This window comes from Paraburkholderia unamae (assembly GCF_003268775.1).
Lineage (GTDB): Bacteria > Pseudomonadota > Gammaproteobacteria > Burkholderiales > Burkholderiaceae > Paraburkholderia > Paraburkholderia unamae.
Window position 1 is genome coordinate 303565 of the sequence record NZ_QLSU01000007.1, and the last position, 16299, is coordinate 319863.

Consider the following 16299-nt stretch of genomic DNA (forward strand, 5'->3'; position numbering starts at 1 on the left):
TCAGGCCGCCGCGCTGATCTCAACGCGGCGCGCTTCCTTCGCGTTCGCGCCGCCAGTAATCGTTTCCGGCTTCTTCAGAATGATGTGGTCTTCGGCAATGCCCGCCGCCTTCAGCGCGTCGCGCACGGCTTGCGCGCGGCGCTTGGCGAGATCGGCGTTCACGTCGGCCTTGCCGCTCGCGTCGGTGAAACCCGAGAGCGTGAACTTCGCGTCGGGGTGCGCCTTCGCGTAATCGGCGGCGGCCTGGATGGCGTCCTTCGCGTCGGCGGGCAGCGTGCTCTTGCCCACTTCGAAGTAGACGCTTGCCGGCAACGCAGCGGCGCTCGGCGCGGCTGCGCCCGATGCCTGGTCGGCGCCACTGGCCGCCGCTGCGCCGCTCGCTTCGGTGGCACCGCTCGCCGCGGCTGCCTGTTCCGCGCCGCTCGCCGCACCACCCGCCGCAGCGCCGCCGGCCGCTGCGGTGTGGTCGCCGCCTTCGGGCATCTTGCCGTTGCGCGCGTCGGCCACCTGGCGCGGTTGCAGAATGTCGCCGGTGTGGTTCCCCCACGAGTTGCGCTCGAACGTGATGACAGAAGCGATCTCGACGTCGTTGAGCGTGGGCGCCCACGAAGGCATGGCGTTCTTGCCCTTCAGGACGATGCTCACGTGCTCGGCGATCGGGCCGTTGGCGACCTTGCTGCCGTCGAGCGCCGGGAACGCGCCCGCGCCCTTGCCGGTGGGCTGGTGGCACACCGCGCAGTTCGACGCGTAGACCTTCTCGCCGCGCTCCTTGAGTTCGGCCAGCGTGTAGGTCTTGTTCGGGTCGTCGTTGGCCGCGGCCATCTTGGCCTTTTGCGTCTGGACCCACTTTGCGTAGTCTTCGTCGGAGAGCACTTCGACCACGACCGGCATGAACGCGTGCTCCTTGCCGCACAGCTCGGTGCAGAAGCCGCGATAGGTGCCGACCTTGTCGGCCTTGAACCACGTGTCGCGCACGAAGCCCGGAATCGCGTCCTGCTTCACGCCGAACGCGGGCACGTACCACGAGTGCACGACGTCGTTGGCCGTGGTGATGATGCGGATCTTCTTGTTGACCGGCACGACGAGCGGGTTGTCGACTTCCTGCAAGTAGGTGTCGGTAATCGGCACGCGGTTGTTCACCTCGGAGCGCGGCGTGCTGAGCGTGGAGAAGAAACCGATGCCTTCACCGGGCCCCTTCACATAGTCGTAGCCCCATTTCCACTGGTAGCCCGTCACCTTCACGGTGAGGTCGGCGTTGGACGTGTCCTTCATCGCGACGACGGCCTTGGTCGCGGGCAGCGCCATCAGCACGACGATGATGAACGGCACCACCGTCCAGATGATTTCGACGGTCGTGCTCTCGTGAAAGTGGGCGGCCTTGTGGCCCTTCGATTTACGGTGCGCGTAGATCGAATAGAACATGACGCCGAACACACCGATGAAGATCACGGTGCACAAGAGCAGCATCATCATGTGGAGGCTGTAGAGCTCTTCGGCGATGCGCGTGACGGGCGGCTGGAAATTGATCTCGTTCACCGCAGGACCGCCGGGGCTGTCTCCGACTGCGAGTGCCGCGCCGGCGACGAGGAATCCGCTGCACGCCAGCACCCCTTGCAGGGCTCGCTTGATTGTTTTCATAGCTTCCTTACCCATAATTTCCATTCAAACCCTCGGCCCCGCAGGAAGGTTTTGCAACCAGGGCGCCCCCTGGGACGCTCACGCCACGCCGGCCGGACTCACGCGCCGCGCATCAACCCGCGCGCGCAAGCCAGCTACGCAGTTCCCGCGCGAACTGCGCACGCCGATATTGCGGCAGATGCAACCCGACAGCGACCGCCTGGCCGCGGGACACGAGACGCACCGGGTCGCGTGGGGTCGCGCCCGGCTCGACCCGGACCCAGCGGGGATTGAATTCGAACTGTGTGAGCGCGTCAGCGCTCATCTGCTCGATCACCAGCCGGTTCGGATAAAGCCTGATACGTTCGTAATCGACAGCATGGCGCGCGTAGATGACAAACGCGCCGCCCACTACCAACAGATCGATGCCCGTAAACGGCAAAACCAGCCAGGCGCCGTGGATCAACAGCAGAACGGCGATCGCGATGGAGACCAGCGCCAGCGAAACATAGAAGAACACAAATTGCCTGGGCGAAACCGAACAGTTGCGCTTCATGGTCCAGTCCTGAAGGACCGGCTCCGGACTCGCCAGCAGATCAGAAGCCTGCATCGCTCGCTTCCCCCACAACAACCTCCCCAGACTATCGCCGCGTCGCGCCTCGCACAACTACGGGGAGATCTGGACTTGCCACAATGGATTTTGGGGTCCCTTCCGTGCAGCAAACTGACGCATTATAGGCGTGATCCCCAGCCCCCACAAGCAACGCCCAATCTCTCGCAAACCCATGCCAGACGGGCTTCGCCGCGATTTTTCAACAGTTTTTCGAGGGCTTTTCAGGCGCTAATTTCAGGCATAACGAAAGCCCCCTTACCACGTTACCGATTCCTTGCCGGACCGCGTCCGATGTCCTCGATGCGCACAATCCCATGGCCTTCGGCCGTCGTGTGCGGCACCGCCTTCCACGCGTGACCGTAGATGATCTCAAAGGTCAGCGCAATCGTGCCCGCATGCGGCCCGTCCGTGCGGCGGCGTGCTTCGAGCGCGGCCACGAGCGCGCGATAGAGTCGCCGTGCGCCGTGCGTGCCTTCGGCATCCCCCTCGCGCTCGAACGGATACGCGCCCCAGCGGCGCACGTCTGCGAGCAGCTTCTCCGGCGTCTTGTAGGTGATGGTGAGCGTTTCCTGGTCCATCACCGGAATCTCGAAGCCGTTCTCGACGAGCATGTCGCCGAGATCGTGCATGTCGACGAAATCGATGACGTGCGCGCGCGTGGGCACGCCGTGCGCGGCCTCGACTTCGGCGAACGCGCCGCGCAGTTCCTTGAGCGTGTCGGGGCCGAGCGTGCTGAACATCAGCAGGCCGTTGACCTTGAGCACGCGTTGCCACTCGCCGAACACGAGGTCCGGACGCGGATGCCAGTGCAACGCGAGATTGGACCACAGCAGCTCGAACGCGCCATGCGCGAACGGCAGGTCGCCGAAGTCGGCCTGAGCGAAGCGCGGACCGCGCGAGCCGAGCGCACGTCCGACCGAGGCGGGCAGGAAACGCCGCCAGCTCGTGTCGGCGGCATCGTGCGCCCGCGCACGGCGCAGCATGGCGAGGGAAAGATCGGCGCCGAACACGGGCGCTTCAGGAAAGCGCTCGCGCAGCGCGGGCAGGTCGTCGCCGGGCCCGCACCCGATATCGAGCACGGCGGCGGGACTCACCTTGATGTATTCGAGGCGCTCGCGCATGCGTTGCGCGATTTCACGCGGCAGGAAGGCGACCTCGTCGAAAGTCGCCGCACGGCGATCGAAGATGCGCCGCAGGTGCCGGGTGTCATAGTCCGGACGGCCAGTTCTTGCGGAAGACGGGGACATGTCGGTCGTATTGGCGAAGTCTGCGAAGTATACTCGCTCACTCCTTTCCTTTCAGTCACGCGAGCCCGCTGCCCGGACGTCCTTCGATGCCACCGCGCCTTTTTTCACGCGAGCCACGCCATGCACCGCGTGTCACGCCGCCCAGTTCGCGTCACACCCCGGACCGCAGTCGTCTTGCGGGCGTTGCGCGCGTCTGTCGAAAGGCGCGGGGGCTGCCGTCGCAGCTCGCCCACTTCGTACTGCCCAACCTCTGCCCATTATGCGGCAATTTGTCGCGAGCCACGCTCTGTGTGTGCTGCGACGCCGCGTACTGGAACGAGGCGCGCCTGCGCTGCACCGTGTGCGCCATGCCGCTCACGCACCGGCGGCGCGCGGCGGGACGCGCGCGCTACCGCTGCGAGGCCTGCATCGACGCGCCGCCTGCGTTCGACGCCACGCTTGCGCTCGCCGACTATCGTGCGCCGCTCGATCTGCTCGCACGGGGTCTGAAGTTTCGTGCGCGCCTCGCGCTCGGCGAGGAGTTCGCCCGGCGCCTCGCGCTGGTCGCCCAGGATGCACCCGATGCGTCCGGGATCAGCGGCGTGCCCGACATCGTCGTGCCCGTGCCGCTGTCGCGCGAGCGCCTGATCGAGCGCGGCTACAACCAGGCGTGGCAGATTGCACGGCCGCTCGCGCGACGCCTCGGCACGCGCGCGGACGCCACGCTCGTGCGACGCATTCTGCATACGGCCCCGCAATCGAAGCTCGACCGCGAAGCACGCCGCCGCAACGTCGGCCGCGCGTTCGCACTCACGCGGCCGTTGCATGGCCAGCACGTGGGCGTGGTCGACGACGTGATGACCTCGGGCGCCACGCTCGACGCGCTCGCGCACACGCTCAAGGCCGCCGGCGCGCGGCGCGTGACTAACTTCGTCGCGCTGCGCACGCCGAAGGACTGATCGGCCTCATCCATTCAAGACATCGCAAGACATCGAGAGAGTTTCATCGTCATGTTCAACGTCGTTCTCGTCGAGCCCGAAATTCCGCCGAACACCGGCAACGTGATCCGCCTGTGCGCGAACACGGGCGCGCGCCTGCATCTGATCGAGCCGCTCGGCTTCCCGCTGGACGACGCGAAGATGCGCCGCGCGGGCCTCGACTATCACGAGTACGCGCAAATGCACGTGCACGCCAACTGGGATGCGTTCCTCGCGAAAGAAGCGCCCGACTTGTCGCGCATGTTCGCGTTCACGACACGCGGCTCGGGCCGCTTCCACGCGCATGCGTTCCAGCCTGGCGACTGGTTCGTGTTCGGCGCGGAAACGCGCGGCCTGCCCGACGCGGTGCTCGACCGCTTCGAGGCGCAGCAGCGCGTGCGCCTGCCGATGCGGCCCGGCAATCGCAGCCTGAATCTCTCGAACACGGTGGCGGTCGTGGTGTTCGAGGCCTGGCGGCAGACGGGGTTCGAAGGCGGCGAATAAGGCAAATGCGAAGGCAGGCGCGTCGCTACGCCTTGCCGCGCGCTGCCAGCTCACGCTCGTAGCGCGCGAGCATCGCATTGTCGAAGCACGCGAAGATCACATGGACGAGCGCAGGCGAGTCCGGCAATGCGTCGATGACGGTCGCGACGGCGATCTGCACTGCATCGTCGGCGGGAAAACGGTAGACGCCGCAACTGATTGCCGGAAACGCGATGCTCGTCACACCCGCCTCGCGCGCGCAGTCGAGCGAGCGCCGGTAGCACGACGCGAGCAGATGCGCTTCGTCGCGGCCGCCGCCGTACCAGACGGGGCCAACGGTGTGGATCACGTGTTTCGCGGGAAGGCGGTAGCCGCCGGTGATTTTGGCGTCGCCGGTCGGGCAGCCGTGTAGCGTCTCGCACTCGCGCAGCAGATCGGGCCCGGCGGCGCGATGGATCGCACCATCCACGCCGCCGCCGCCGAGCAGCGACTCGTTCGCGGCATTGACGATCGCATCGACCTTCAAGGTGGTGATGTCGACGGCCTGCGCCTCGATGCGGCAATTTCCGATACTAAGCATACGGTCCTCCAATGCGATCTGGAGTTAGTGCTTTAGCACTCACTCTGGTCTCACGCAAAGCGAGCGCGCATCATCAAACGCCCTACTCCGCCTTCGCGTCGCGCCGCAGCAGTGCGCTCACGGCGTCGCGCGGCGCGACACCGTCGAACAGCACGGCGCATACCGCCTGGGTAATCGGCATTTCAATGCCATGCGCACGCGCGAGCGCCAGCACGGCCTGCGCGCAGCGCACGCCTTCGGCCACATGACCGAGCGCGCCGAGAATGTCGTCGAGCGTGCGCCCGCTCGCGAGCTGCTTGCCCACCGTGCGGTTGCGCGAGAGGTCGCCGGTTGCGGTGAGAATGAGGTCGCCGAGGCCGGTCAGGCCCGTGAAGGTTTCGGCACGGCCGCCGAGCGTGACGCCAAGGCGCGTCATCTCCGCGAGTCCGCGCGTGATGAGCGCGGCGCGCGCGTTCAGGCCGAGACCGAGGCCGTCGGAAATGCCGGTGGCGATGGCGAGCACGTTCTTGACCGCGCCGCCCACTTCCACGCCGACCACATCGTCGCCGGTATAGATGCGCATGGCGCGGTGATGGAACGCCGCCAGCGTGCGCTCACGGCAGGCGGCGGAGGCGCTCGCCACCGTCAGCGCGACCGGCAGGCCCTCGCCCACTTCGCGCGCGAAGCTCGGGCCCGAGAGCACGCCGTTGCTCGCGTGGCCCGGCAGCTCGGCGGCCACGACCTGATGCGGCATCAACTGCGTTTGCGCCTCGAAGCCCTTGCAGAGCCAGACGAAGTGCGCGGGCACGCGGCCCATGTCGCGCAGCGTGCACAGCATGTCGCGCAGGCCCGCAACGGGCGTGGCGAGTACGACGAGATCCGCCTCGCCCGACGCATGGTCGAGCGCGGCGGCAAGATCCGTTTCGTATTGAAGCGCCTTGGGGAGCGCGACGCCCGCGAGATAGCGGGCGTTTTCGTGCGTCTTGCGCAGGGTGTCGACGAGCGCGCCGTCGCGCGCCCACAACAGGGTCTGATGCGCCTGGGCGAGGTGCCCTGCCAGCGCGGTGCCCCACGCTCCGGCGCCGAGAACGGCGATGTTCATTCCGATACTCCGCACCGGTAGTTCGTGAAAACGATCAGCGTACGCGGTTAGTGCGTCGCGCTGCTTGCGCCGTCTTGCTGGGCGAGCTGCTGGAGGCGTTGCTCGTAGAGCGCCTGGAAGTTGATCTCGGCCAGGTGGATCGGCGGGAAGCCCGCGCGCGTGATCGCGTCGGCGATGTTCGAACGCAGGTACGGGAACAGGATCGTCGGGCATGCGATGCCGACGAGCGGATCGACCTGTTCGGCCGGGATGTTGCGGATGTCGAAAATGCCGGCTTGCTTGGCTTCGATCAGGAACGCAACCTTGTCCTTGACCTTGGCCGTGACCGTGCCGGTGACGATGATCTCGAACACCGATTCGGCAAGGCGCTCGGCCTTGACGTCGACTTCCACTTCGACCGAAGGCATGTCCTGCTCAAGGAAGATGGCCGGCGAATTCGGCTGCTCGAGCGACATGTCCTTGAGGTAGATGCGCTGGATGTTGAAGAACGGCTGGTTGTTCTCGTCAGACATGGTGTATGGCTTCCCTGATTGAATGGATCACGGCCGCATTATCGCGACATCTCAAGGTCTCGAAAATGAGCCGCATTACGGCAATGAACGGCAACAGGCCCGCGCAAGCCTTGCGGGCTCGCGCGGGCCGAAACCCTGCGGCGCTACGTCACGCTGCGCAGCCCGCCCGCTGACCGAGGCCGTACGGCCGGATCGAACCACGGCGGGGCTGCAAACCAGATTTTCGTCAGGCGGTTTCGAGCAGCGGCATCAAGCCGCCCGCACGATCGAGCGCGGAGAGGTCATCGTAACCGCCCACATGCGTCTCGCCGATGAAAACCTGCGGCACGGTGCGCCGGCCGGTGCGCGTCATCATCTCTTCGCGCCGCGCCGGGTCCCGGTCGATCAGCACCTTCTCGATGTGTTCGACGCCGCGCGACTTTAAAAGACGTTCGGCCATCTGGCAATACGGGCACACCTGGGTGCTGTACATGACGACTTTGCTCACTTCGAAGCTCCTTGTTTCACGACCGGCATCCCGGCCTGCTGCCAGGCGTTCACGCCGCCGTCCAGCACGTGGACCTCGGCAAAACCGGCTTCCTTCACGAGGCGCACGGCCTTGTGCGACTGCTGGCCCGTCTGGCAGACCAGCAATACCGGGTTGCTCTTGTTCTTCACGAGCTGACCGATCTTCGCCGTCAGCTCGCCGAATTCGATCTGGCGCGCCGCGGGCAGATGGCCCTTCGCGAATTCACCTGCGGGACGCACGTCGATCACCACCGCGTTGCGGCGGTTGATCAGCTGCGTCGCCTCGGCGGTCGAAACGCCGCCGCGGCCGCCGCGCTTGAGCGTCGGCCACAGGAGCAACCCTCCTGAGATGAGGACGATCGCGATGAGTACAAGGTTGATGTAATTGGTGAAGAACGTCACGGAGGGTCCGCCGGCAAAAGTGGAAATCGGGTGGAAAAACGGAGAAATCGTGCGAAAACGGATTCGGGCAATCCGCTCATTATAAAATAAGCGTTTGTCGCAGGGTGACCGCCCCCCAGCCCGGGCGCGCGCCCGCCGGACCGTGCCGCCGCCGCGCCGTTGCGTTTTCGCCGCCGCCGCGCCGCTGCCCCCGTCCCCGATTACCGCTTCCTTCACTACCGACCGGCATCCTCATGTACAAACTCGTACTCATCCGCCACGGCGAATCGACGTGGAACAAGGAAAACCGCTTCACCGGCTGGGTGGACGTCGACCTCACCGAGCAGGGCAACCGCGAAGCGCAGCAGGCTGGCCAGCTGCTCAAGGCGTCCGGCTACACGTTCGACATCGCCTACACCTCGGTGCTCAAGCGCGCGATCCGCACGCTCTGGCACGTGCAGGACCAGATGGACCTCATGTACCTGCCCGTGGTCCACTCGTGGCGTCTGAACGAGCGTCACTACGGCGCGCTTTCGGGCCTGAACAAGGCCGAAACGGCTGAAAAGTTCGGCGACGAGCAGGTGCTCGTGTGGCGCCGCAGCTACGACACGCCGCCGCCCGCGCTTGAGCCGACCGACTCGCGCACGGCCTACAACGACCCGCGCTACGCCAAGGTGCCGCGCGAGGAACTGCCGCTCACCGAGTGCCTGAAAGACACCGTGGCGCGCGTGATGCCGATCTGGAACGAGTCGATCGCCCCGGCCATCAAGACCGGCAAGAAGGTGGTGATCGCCGCGCACGGCAACTCGATCCGCGCGCTCGTGAAGTACCTCGACGGCATTTCGGACAGCGACATTGTCGGTCTGAACATTCCGAACGGCGTGCCGCTCGTCTATGAGCTGGACGAGAACCTCAAGCCCATCAAGCACTACTACCTGGGCGACGCCGAAGCTATCGCGAAGGCGCAGGCGGCCGTAGCGAACCAGGGCAAGAAGGTGGGCTAAACGCTCCCCGCCGCCCATCCGTGCTCGCCCGGACCGCCCGATCCGGCGCGGGCGAGCACCGGACCCGCCAACCGCGGCAACGTTGGCGCCCCCGCACAGACCGTTGCACATTCCCCTTTATCCGCGCTTCCTGCGCTTCCCGCATTTTCACGCCACTATCTGGCAGAAATGCCAGCTTCCCGCCAGCGCCGCGCCAGGCTTGGGTTTGCGGCGCACGTCTTGCGAACCAGGCGGCGGCTGCACTGTCTTAGTCCCATCGTACGCGCCATATACACAGTCACGGCAGGTGTGCAGTTATACTTGTCCGTCGCTTTTCCATTAGACGCTGCCACGCGCCTTTTCGACCGCACGCAACAATCTCTATGCGAAAGAACCTGAAAAACATCGGCCTGATTGCCGCTGGCCTCGCGACCGGCGTATTTGCCACTCTGCAGATTTCCGCCGAGGCGCAGCAAACCCAGCAGACGGTCATCGAGCCGCTGCCGCTTGACCAGCTACGGCTCTTCGCCGAAGTGTTCGGTCAAATCAAGCATGAGTACGTCACGCCGGTCGACGACAAGAAGCTCCTCACCGCGGCCATCAAGGGCATGGTGTCGAGCCTCGACCCGCACTCGTCGTATCTCGACAAGACCGATTACCAGGAGCTCCAGGAGCAGACCAAGGGTCGCTTCGCGGGTCTCGGCATCGAAATCTCGTCGGAAGACGGCCTGATCAAGGTGATCTCGCCGATCGAAGACACGCCCGCGTACCGCGCCGGCATCCGTCCGGGCGACCTCATCACGCGCATCAACGACAAGCCCGTGCGCGGCATGACGCTCGACCAGGCCGTCAAGCAGATGCGCGGCGACCCCGGCACCAAGGTCACGCTCACGATCTTCCGCAAGACCGACGACCGCACTTTCCCGCTCACCATCACGCGCGCCATCATCAAGGTGCAGAGTGTGAAGTCGAAGATCCTGCAACCGGGCTACGCGTATATCCGCGTCACGAGCTTCCAGGAGCGCACGGTCCCCGACCTCGCGGCCAAGCTCCAGGACATCGCGCGCCAGGAACCGAACCTCAAGGGCATCATCCTCGACCTGCGCAACAACGGCGGCGGCCTGCTGCAAAGCGCCGTGGGCGTGGCGGGCGCGTTCCTGCCGCCGGATTCGGTCGTCGTTTCGACGAACGGCCAGATCCCGGACTCGAAGCAGGTCTACCGCGACACCTACGAGAACTACCGCCTGCCGTCGTTCGACGGCGACCCGCTCAAGGGCGAGGCGGCCGAGTTCAAGACCGTGCCGATGATCGTGCTGACCAACGCCTACTCGGCGTCGGCCTCGGAAATCGTGGCGGGCGCGCTGCAAGACCAGAAGCGCGCGCTCATCGTCGGCAAGACGACGTTCGGCAAGGGTTCGGTGCAGACCGTGCGCCCGATGACGGCCGACACGGCGCTGCGCCTGACCACGGCGTACTACTACACGCCGAGCGGCCGCTCGATCCAGAACAAGGGCATCCGTCCTGACATCGCGGTCGACCAGTACGCCGACGGCGATCCGGACGACGCACTCGTCACGCGTGAAGTGGACTACCAGAACCACCTCGCCAACACGCAGGACCCGGACGAGAAGAAGGAGCAGGAAGTGCGCGAGCAGGAGCGCATGGACATGCTGCGCCAGCTCGAAGAGCAGAACGACAAGAAGACGCCGGAGCAGCGCCAGAAGGATCGCGAGCGCAAGCCGGTCGAGTTCGGTTCCACCGACGACTTCATGCTCCAGCAAGCGCTGAACAAGCTCCAGGGCAAGCCGGTGGCCGAATCGAAGTCGCCGATGGAGCGCCGCCTCGCGCAGCAAAAGCCGCCCACTTCGGCTTCGGCTCCGATCGCCGTGAAGCCGGGCGCGCTCATCATGGCGCCGGGCGCTTCGGCTCCCGCGCCCGCCTCGGCTCCGGCTCCGGCGAAGTAACAGGCAGTACCCGCTTCGCGGCCCACGTTGATCGACCAAGGTCGACCAACCTCGACCAACGTGGGCCGCGAAGACGAACCTCCCGCCGCCGGTACAATACGAATTCTGTATTTCCGGCGCGCGTCCCCGGCCTTCGGCCCGTCGCGGCGCCTCGCAACGAGTGCAACGCGATGAACGACGACCAACTCCTCCGCTACTCCCGCCATATCCTCGTCGACGAAATCGGCATCGAGGCGCAGCAGCGCTTTCTCGACGCGCATGCGATCGTCGTGGGCGCGGGCGGCCTGGGCTCGCCCGCGGCGATGTACCTCGCGGCCTCGGGTGTGGGCACGATCACGCTCGTCGACAACGACACGGTCGATCTCACCAATCTCCAGCGGCAGATCATGCACGAGACGGCGTCGGTGGGCCGCCCGAAGGTCGAGTCGGGCCGCGACGCCATCGCGTGCCTGAATCCCGAGGTGAAGGTGAACGCGCTGCAAACGCGCATCGACGATGCGTGGCTCGACGCGCACGTGCCCGGCGCGAGTGTCGTGCTCGACTGCACCGACAACTTCGCCACGCGCCACGCCATCAACCGCGCGTGCGTGAAGCACGGCGTGCCGCTCGTTTCGGGCGCGGCGCTGCGCTTCGACGGGCAGATCAGCACGTTCGACTTTCGCGACGAGGCCTCGCCCTGCTACGCCTGCGTGTTTCCCGAGGATCAGCCGTTCGAGGAAGTGGCGTGCTCAACGATGGGCGTGTTCGCGCCCACGGTGGGCATCATCGGCGCGATGCAGGCCGCCGAGGCGCTGCGCGTGATCGGCGAGATCGGCACACCGCTCGTGGGGCGGCTCATGATGCTCGACTCCCTGCGCATGGAGTGGAACACGATGCGCGTGGCGCGGCAGCCGGACTGCGCGGTGTGCGGCGAGCCGCACCGGCACGCCTGAAGCACGGTTGAGCCAGACAGCAAAAAGCCCCGGACGTTGCCGGGGCTTTTTGACTTTGCGCCCGTTGCCCGCGAGCGCTCAGGCCTGCGTCACGCGTTGCAGCGCCGCCTGCAACTCTTCAGGCTCATAAGCCGCCAGCACATCGGCCACGGGCTTATCCAGCGACTTGAGCTGCGAGCGCAGGATCTCCTGCTTCACCACGAGCAACTGGCTCGGATGCATCGAGAACTCGGTGAGCCCCATGCCGAGCAGCAAGCGCGTGAACGCCGGGTCGCCCGCCATCTCGCCGCACACCGAAACCGGCACGCCCGCACGCTTCGCCTCGCGCAGCGTATGCGCGATCAGTTGCAGCACGGCCGGATGCAGCGGGTCGTACAGATCGGCCACGGCGTTGTCGGCGCGGTCGATGGCGAGCGTGTACTGGATCAGGTCGTTGGTGCCGATCGAGAGGAAATCCAGACGCCGCAGGAACATCGGCAGCGCGAGCGCCGCGGCCGGAATCTCGATCATCGCGCCGACCTGGACGTTCGGGTCGTAGGCGAAACCGGCGTCGTCGAGCTGGCGCTTCGCCTCGCGGATCAGGTCGAGCGTCTGGTCGATCTGCTGCGCGTGCGCGAGCATCGGAATCAGGATCTTGACCGCGCCGAAGGCCGAGGCGCGCAGGATCGCACGCAACTGCGTGAGGAACATCTGCGGCTCGGACAGGCTCCAGCGGATCGCGCGCAGGCCGAGCGCCGGATTCGCGGCGGTTTCGTAGCCGTCGGCGCCGGTCATGGCTTCGAGCGGCTTGTCCGCGCCCACGTCGATCGTGCGGATCGTCACGGGCAGCCCGTTCATGAGCTCGACCGCGCGGCGGTAGGCGGCGAACTGCTCGTCCTCCTCCGGCAACTGGTCCTTGTGATTCATGAACAGAAACTCGGTGCGAAAGAGACCCACGCCCGTCGCGCCCGAGTCGAGCGCGGCCTGCGCGTCTTCCGGCAGCTCGATGTTCGCGTAAAGCTGGATCTTCGCGCCGCACAGCGTTTGCGTGGGCGAGAACTTCAGGCGTTGCAGCTTGCGCCGCTCGAGCGCCATCTCGCTTTGCCGGTAGGTGTACTCCTCCAGCACGATGGGCGCGGGATCGACGATCACGATGCCATGGTCGCCATCGACGATGATGAGATCGTCCTGACGGATCAGCGCGCTCGCCTGCTGCACGCCCACGGCCGCCGGAATGCCGAGACTGCGCGCGACAATGGCCGTGTGCGAGGTGCGGCCGCCCAGATCGGTCACGAAGCCCTGGAAGGTTTGGCCCTTGAACTGCAACATGTCGGCGGGCGCGATGTCGTGCGCGACGACGATCATCTCGTCGCAGCCGCCGTGCAGCGTAGCGGGCATCGCGCCCGCGAGCGACTTCAGCACGCGCTCCACGACCTGCTCGATATCGGCCTTGCGCTCGCGCAGGTACTCGTCCTCCACGTCGTCGAAGTGACGCGAGAGGCGTTCGAGCTGTTCGGTAAGCGCCCACTCCACATTGAAGCGGCGCGTGCGGATGAGGTCGATAGTCTCCTGCACGAGCATCACGTCGTTCAGGATCATGAGATGGACGCCGATGAACGCGCCCATTTCAGAGGGAGCGTCAGCGGCGAGGTCGGCGCGCAGCGCGTCGAGTTCCTGCTCGACGGCCTTGAGCGCCGCGCGAAAACGCACGATTTCGTCCTCGATCTGCGCGGGCTCGATGAGGTAATGGTCGACGTCGAGTGCAGCCGGGGCGATCAGATACGCTCGCCCGATGGCAATACCGCGTGATACGGGAATTCCATGCAGCGTGAACGGCACGCGCACCTCCTCTGGTTATTTGATGCTGCGGCAAACCGCTGCAATGCGCTCTCTCAGACCCCGGCGATGATTATAAATTCCGCGGCGGCCGAATGTGGCGATGTGCGCCTGCAAAGGCCTCACTGCGTCCTCGTGCAGCAGCCTGCGGCGTCGCCCGGAAGCATCGTCAAGCATCCTCACGAAGGCGCCGCACAAAAGAAAACGCCGCGGCTAAGCGCGGCGTTCCGGACTGACGCGAGAACTACGCGCGTCTTACTGACCTTCACCGAACTTGTCGGCGATCAGCTTGAGCAGCGCGCTCATGGCGTCGGCTTCGTCCGGGCCTTCGGTTTCGATCACCACGGTGCTGCCGATGCCCGCCGCCAGCATCATGACCCCCATGATGCTCTTGGCGTTGATGCGGCGGCCATTGCGGCTCATCCAGATTTCCGCCTGGTAGTTGCCTGCAAGCTGCGTCAGCTTCGCCGACGCCCGCGCGTGCAGGCCGAGTTTGTTCACGATGGTCGTTTCTTGTTGCAGCATAGGTCGATCCGGACGCAGTGTGTGGAAGTGTGGCTATGTTCTTGCGGTGAGTCTTGTGGCCTGGCTCGCCGTGGTGCGCCCCGCGCTCAGGTGCCCGCCGGCCTTAGCAGGCCCGCCTGGGCGCAATCCGCGCCAACCGTGCCACGCGTCACGCTCGTTGCGCTCTCGCTTGCAGCCTGGCTCGCAACCGGGTTCGCAGCCTGACTCGCCACCTGGCTTGCGGCGTCGGCCACGGCCTCGGCGCACGGGGTGGGCGCGCAGCCGCACTCGGCGGGAGGCGGCGTGCAGGGCCCGATGGTCTGGACGCCCTTGCTCGCCCCGGCCAGCGCCTTTTCGACAAGCGTGTCGAGCGGCGTGGCGCGGTAGCACACGGCGCGCACGAGCATCGGCAGGTTCACGCCCGCCAGCACGCGCACCTCGGGCACGGTGGCGAGACGCGCCGCGATGTTCGAGGGCGTCGCGCCGAACATGTCGGTCAACACGAGCGCGCCGTTTTCCTCGCGCAGTCGCTCGATCTCCGAATTCGCCTTGGCGACCACTTCCGCAGGGTCGCTGTCGGGCAACACGTCGAGCGCGCCGATGCGCGCCGGGCAACCGCCATAGATATGCGCGATGCACTCGCGTAGCGCGGTGGCGAGCGGTGCGTGCGCAATGATCAGAATTCCTGCCATGTCAGCGTGACTGCAATAAACGGCTCTGGTTGACCCGCCGGATACGCATCCGGCAGCGCCGAACCCGCGGCCAGCCGTGGGCTCGCAGGGTCGGAACACGCACCGCGCGGCAGCCGGAGCATCTTGTATGACGCCGGCTTGCCAGCCCGGAACGCAGGCTCGCGGCATTGTAGCAGGGTCATTTTCGCGCACGCGAGGCGGTTCTGCTCACAGCGGCGACAGATGTCGCGCGCCGTTCACAGACCTGCGCCGCCTGCGTGACCTTTCGTGGTCCGAAAAGGCCAGAAGCCGCCCGACCACGCAAGGTCCTGGTGGAGCGCCTGCCCTGCAAAGCGCCCACATCCGTCAGATGCCGCCATACAGCGGGCTTTCAAGCCCGCACGCCAGGTGCGGCCCTCGAAACGCGGCCGCAACGCCGATCACAGCACAGTTCAGGCAGCCGCGCGCTCCAGCGCGTCGATGAACATCGCGGCCACGTCGAAGCCGGTCTGCTCCATGATTTCGCGGAAACACGTCGGGCTCGTGACATTGACCTCGGTGAGCCAGTCGCCGATGGCATCCAGCCCCACGAGCAGCAGGCCGCGTGCCGCGAGCGTCGGCCCGAGCGCTTTGGCGATCTCGATGTCGCGCGCGGTGAGCGGCCGGGCCACGCCCAACCCGCCCGCAGCCAGGTTGCCGCGCACTTCGTTGCCCTGAGGAATGCGCGCGAGCGAGTACGGCACCGGCTCGCCGCCGATCAGCAGAATGCGCTTGTCGCCGTCCTTGATCTCGGGGATGAACTTCTGCGCCATCACGCTGCGCGCGCCGTCATGGCTCAGCATCTCGATGATCGAGCCGAGGTTCATGCCGTCCGCCTTCACGCGGAACACGCCCATGCCGCCCATGCCATCGAGCGGCTTCAAGATCACGTCCTGGTGCTCTTCGTGGAACTTGCGCAGGCGCGCGGCGCTGCGCGTGACGAGCGTGGGTGCGACGAAGTCCGGAAACTCGCCGATGGCGAGCTTTTCCGAATGGTCGCGAATCGACTGCGGCTTGTTGAAGATCTTCGCGCCCGCGCGCTCGGCGATCTCCAGCAGCCACGTGGACGTGACGTACTCCATGTCGAACGGCGGGTCCTTGCGCATGATCACGGCGTCGAAGCCGGTGAGCGCGCGCGAATCCGGCGCGTCCTTGAACCACGTTTCGCGATGCAGGTCCGCCGTATCGCCGACGATCTCGAAGCGCCGCACGTCGGCTTCGACCTGGCCATTGATCCATGCGAGGTGCTGCGGCTCGCACGCAAAGAGCGTGTGGCCGCGCTTCGCGGCCTCGGCCATCATCGCGTAGGTCGAGTCCTTGTAGATCTTGAACCGCTCGAGCGGATCGGCGATGAAGAGAATATCCATATCGTCCCTGTCGTTTCCCTGCGTGGCACCGGGTGTGATGCCGGGTG

17 protein-coding genes are annotated in these 16299 nt (G+C 66.1%); 5 read left to right on the forward strand and 12 right to left on the reverse strand.

The features are described 5' to 3' along the window. The 3 genes from coxB to C7401_RS14565 form a co-directional block, all read right to left on the reverse strand. Positions 1-1662: a cytochrome c oxidase subunit II gene (gene coxB / locus C7401_RS14555; RefSeq protein ID WP_112172077.1), complete on the reverse strand. Its 1662-nt coding sequence runs from the start codon at positions 1660-1662 to the stop codon at positions 1-3. 88 nt (positions 1663-1750) lie between these two features. Then, positions 1751-2227, reverse strand: a complete 477-nt coding sequence (locus C7401_RS14560; protein ID WP_112172078.1) for a DUF2244 domain-containing protein — start codon at positions 2225-2227, stop codon at positions 1751-1753. A 266-nt stretch (positions 2228-2493) separates the two neighbouring features. Beyond that, the gene (locus tag C7401_RS14565) at positions 2494-3477 is read right to left on the reverse strand and encodes a methyltransferase domain-containing protein (protein ID WP_112172079.1); all 984 of its coding nucleotides are present in this window, start codon (positions 3475-3477) and stop codon (positions 2494-2496) included. Positions 3478-3689: 212 nt separating this feature from the next. On the opposite strand from C7401_RS14565, the gene C7401_RS14570 reads away from it, so the two are divergent. Beyond that, entirely contained in the window at positions 3690-4415 is a 726-nt protein-coding gene (locus tag C7401_RS14570; RefSeq protein ID WP_112172129.1) for a ComF family protein, read from the forward strand. A gap of 51 nt (positions 4416-4466) precedes the next feature. Beyond that, complete coding sequence (trmL, locus tag C7401_RS14575) at positions 4467-4937, forward strand: tRNA (uridine(34)/cytosine(34)/5-carboxymethylaminomethyluridine(34)-2'-O)-methyltransferase TrmL (protein WP_112172080.1); 471 nt, start codon at positions 4467-4469, stop codon at positions 4935-4937. A gap of 25 nt (positions 4938-4962) precedes the next feature. Here the strand turns inward: trmL and C7401_RS14580 are convergent, their stop codons facing one another. From C7401_RS14580 to C7401_RS14600, 5 genes are all read right to left on the reverse strand, one after another. Continuing rightward, complete coding sequence (locus tag C7401_RS14580; RefSeq protein ID WP_112172081.1) at positions 4963-5496, reverse strand: O-acetyl-ADP-ribose deacetylase; 534 nt, start codon at positions 5494-5496, stop codon at positions 4963-4965. Between the two features lie 82 nt (positions 5497-5578). Next, positions 5579-6577 (reverse strand): NAD(P)H-dependent glycerol-3-phosphate dehydrogenase, encoded by a 999-nt coding sequence (locus C7401_RS14585; RefSeq protein WP_112172082.1) that lies wholly within the window; start codon positions 6575-6577, stop codon positions 5579-5581. A 47-nt stretch (positions 6578-6624) separates the two neighbouring features. Next, complete coding sequence (gene secB / locus C7401_RS14590; RefSeq protein WP_042270084.1) at positions 6625-7089, reverse strand: protein-export chaperone SecB; 465 nt, start codon at positions 7087-7089, stop codon at positions 6625-6627. Positions 7090-7315: 226 nt separating this feature from the next. After that, positions 7316-7576 (reverse strand): glutaredoxin 3, encoded by a 261-nt coding sequence (gene grxC, locus C7401_RS14595; RefSeq protein ID WP_112172083.1) that lies wholly within the window; start codon positions 7574-7576, stop codon positions 7316-7318. Further along, on the reverse strand, positions 7573-7998 hold the full coding sequence (locus C7401_RS14600; protein WP_112172084.1) for a rhodanese-like domain-containing protein: 426 nt from the start codon (positions 7996-7998) through the stop codon (positions 7573-7575). The genes grxC and C7401_RS14600 overlap by 4 nt, the downstream gene beginning before the upstream one ends. 233 nt (positions 7999-8231) lie before the next feature. Between C7401_RS14600 and gpmA the strand changes: the two genes are divergently transcribed. The 3 genes from gpmA to C7401_RS14615 all read left to right on the forward strand — a co-directional run bounded on the left by gpmA (position 8232) and on the right by C7401_RS14615 (position 11856). Continuing rightward, entirely contained in the window at positions 8232-8981 is a 750-nt protein-coding gene (gene gpmA / locus C7401_RS14605; protein ID WP_112172085.1) for a 2,3-diphosphoglycerate-dependent phosphoglycerate mutase, read from the forward strand. A gap of 362 nt (positions 8982-9343) precedes the next feature. Next, positions 9344-10924 carry a S41 family peptidase gene (locus C7401_RS14610; RefSeq protein ID WP_112172086.1) on the forward strand — a complete coding sequence of 527 codons (1581 nt, stop codon included), beginning with the start codon at positions 9344-9346 and terminating at the stop codon, positions 10922-10924. A gap of 170 nt (positions 10925-11094) precedes the next feature. After that, positions 11095-11856, forward strand: coding sequence for a HesA/MoeB/ThiF family protein (locus C7401_RS14615; protein ID WP_112172087.1), 762 nt, complete (start codon positions 11095-11097; stop codon positions 11854-11856). 78 nt (positions 11857-11934) lie between these two features. Here C7401_RS14615 and ptsP read toward each other — a convergent pair whose 3' ends face one another. The 4 genes from ptsP to gshB form a co-directional block, all read right to left on the reverse strand. Further along, complete coding sequence (ptsP, locus tag C7401_RS14620; protein ID WP_112172130.1) at positions 11935-13674, reverse strand: phosphoenolpyruvate--protein phosphotransferase; 1740 nt, start codon at positions 13672-13674, stop codon at positions 11935-11937. Between the two features lie 252 nt (positions 13675-13926). Further along, entirely contained in the window at positions 13927-14196 is a 270-nt protein-coding gene (locus C7401_RS14625) for an HPr family phosphocarrier protein (RefSeq protein ID WP_112172088.1), read from the reverse strand. Positions 14197-14282: 86 nt separating this feature from the next. Continuing rightward, positions 14283-14867: a PTS sugar transporter subunit IIA gene (locus tag C7401_RS14630; protein WP_112172089.1), complete on the reverse strand. Its 585-nt coding sequence runs from the start codon at positions 14865-14867 to the stop codon at positions 14283-14285. Positions 14868-15298: 431 nt separating this feature from the next. Next, a complete protein-coding gene (gene gshB, locus C7401_RS14635; protein ID WP_112172090.1) occupies positions 15299-16252 on the reverse strand; it encodes a glutathione synthase in 954 nt (317 codons plus the stop codon). Positions 16253-16299: the final 47 nt, after the last annotated feature.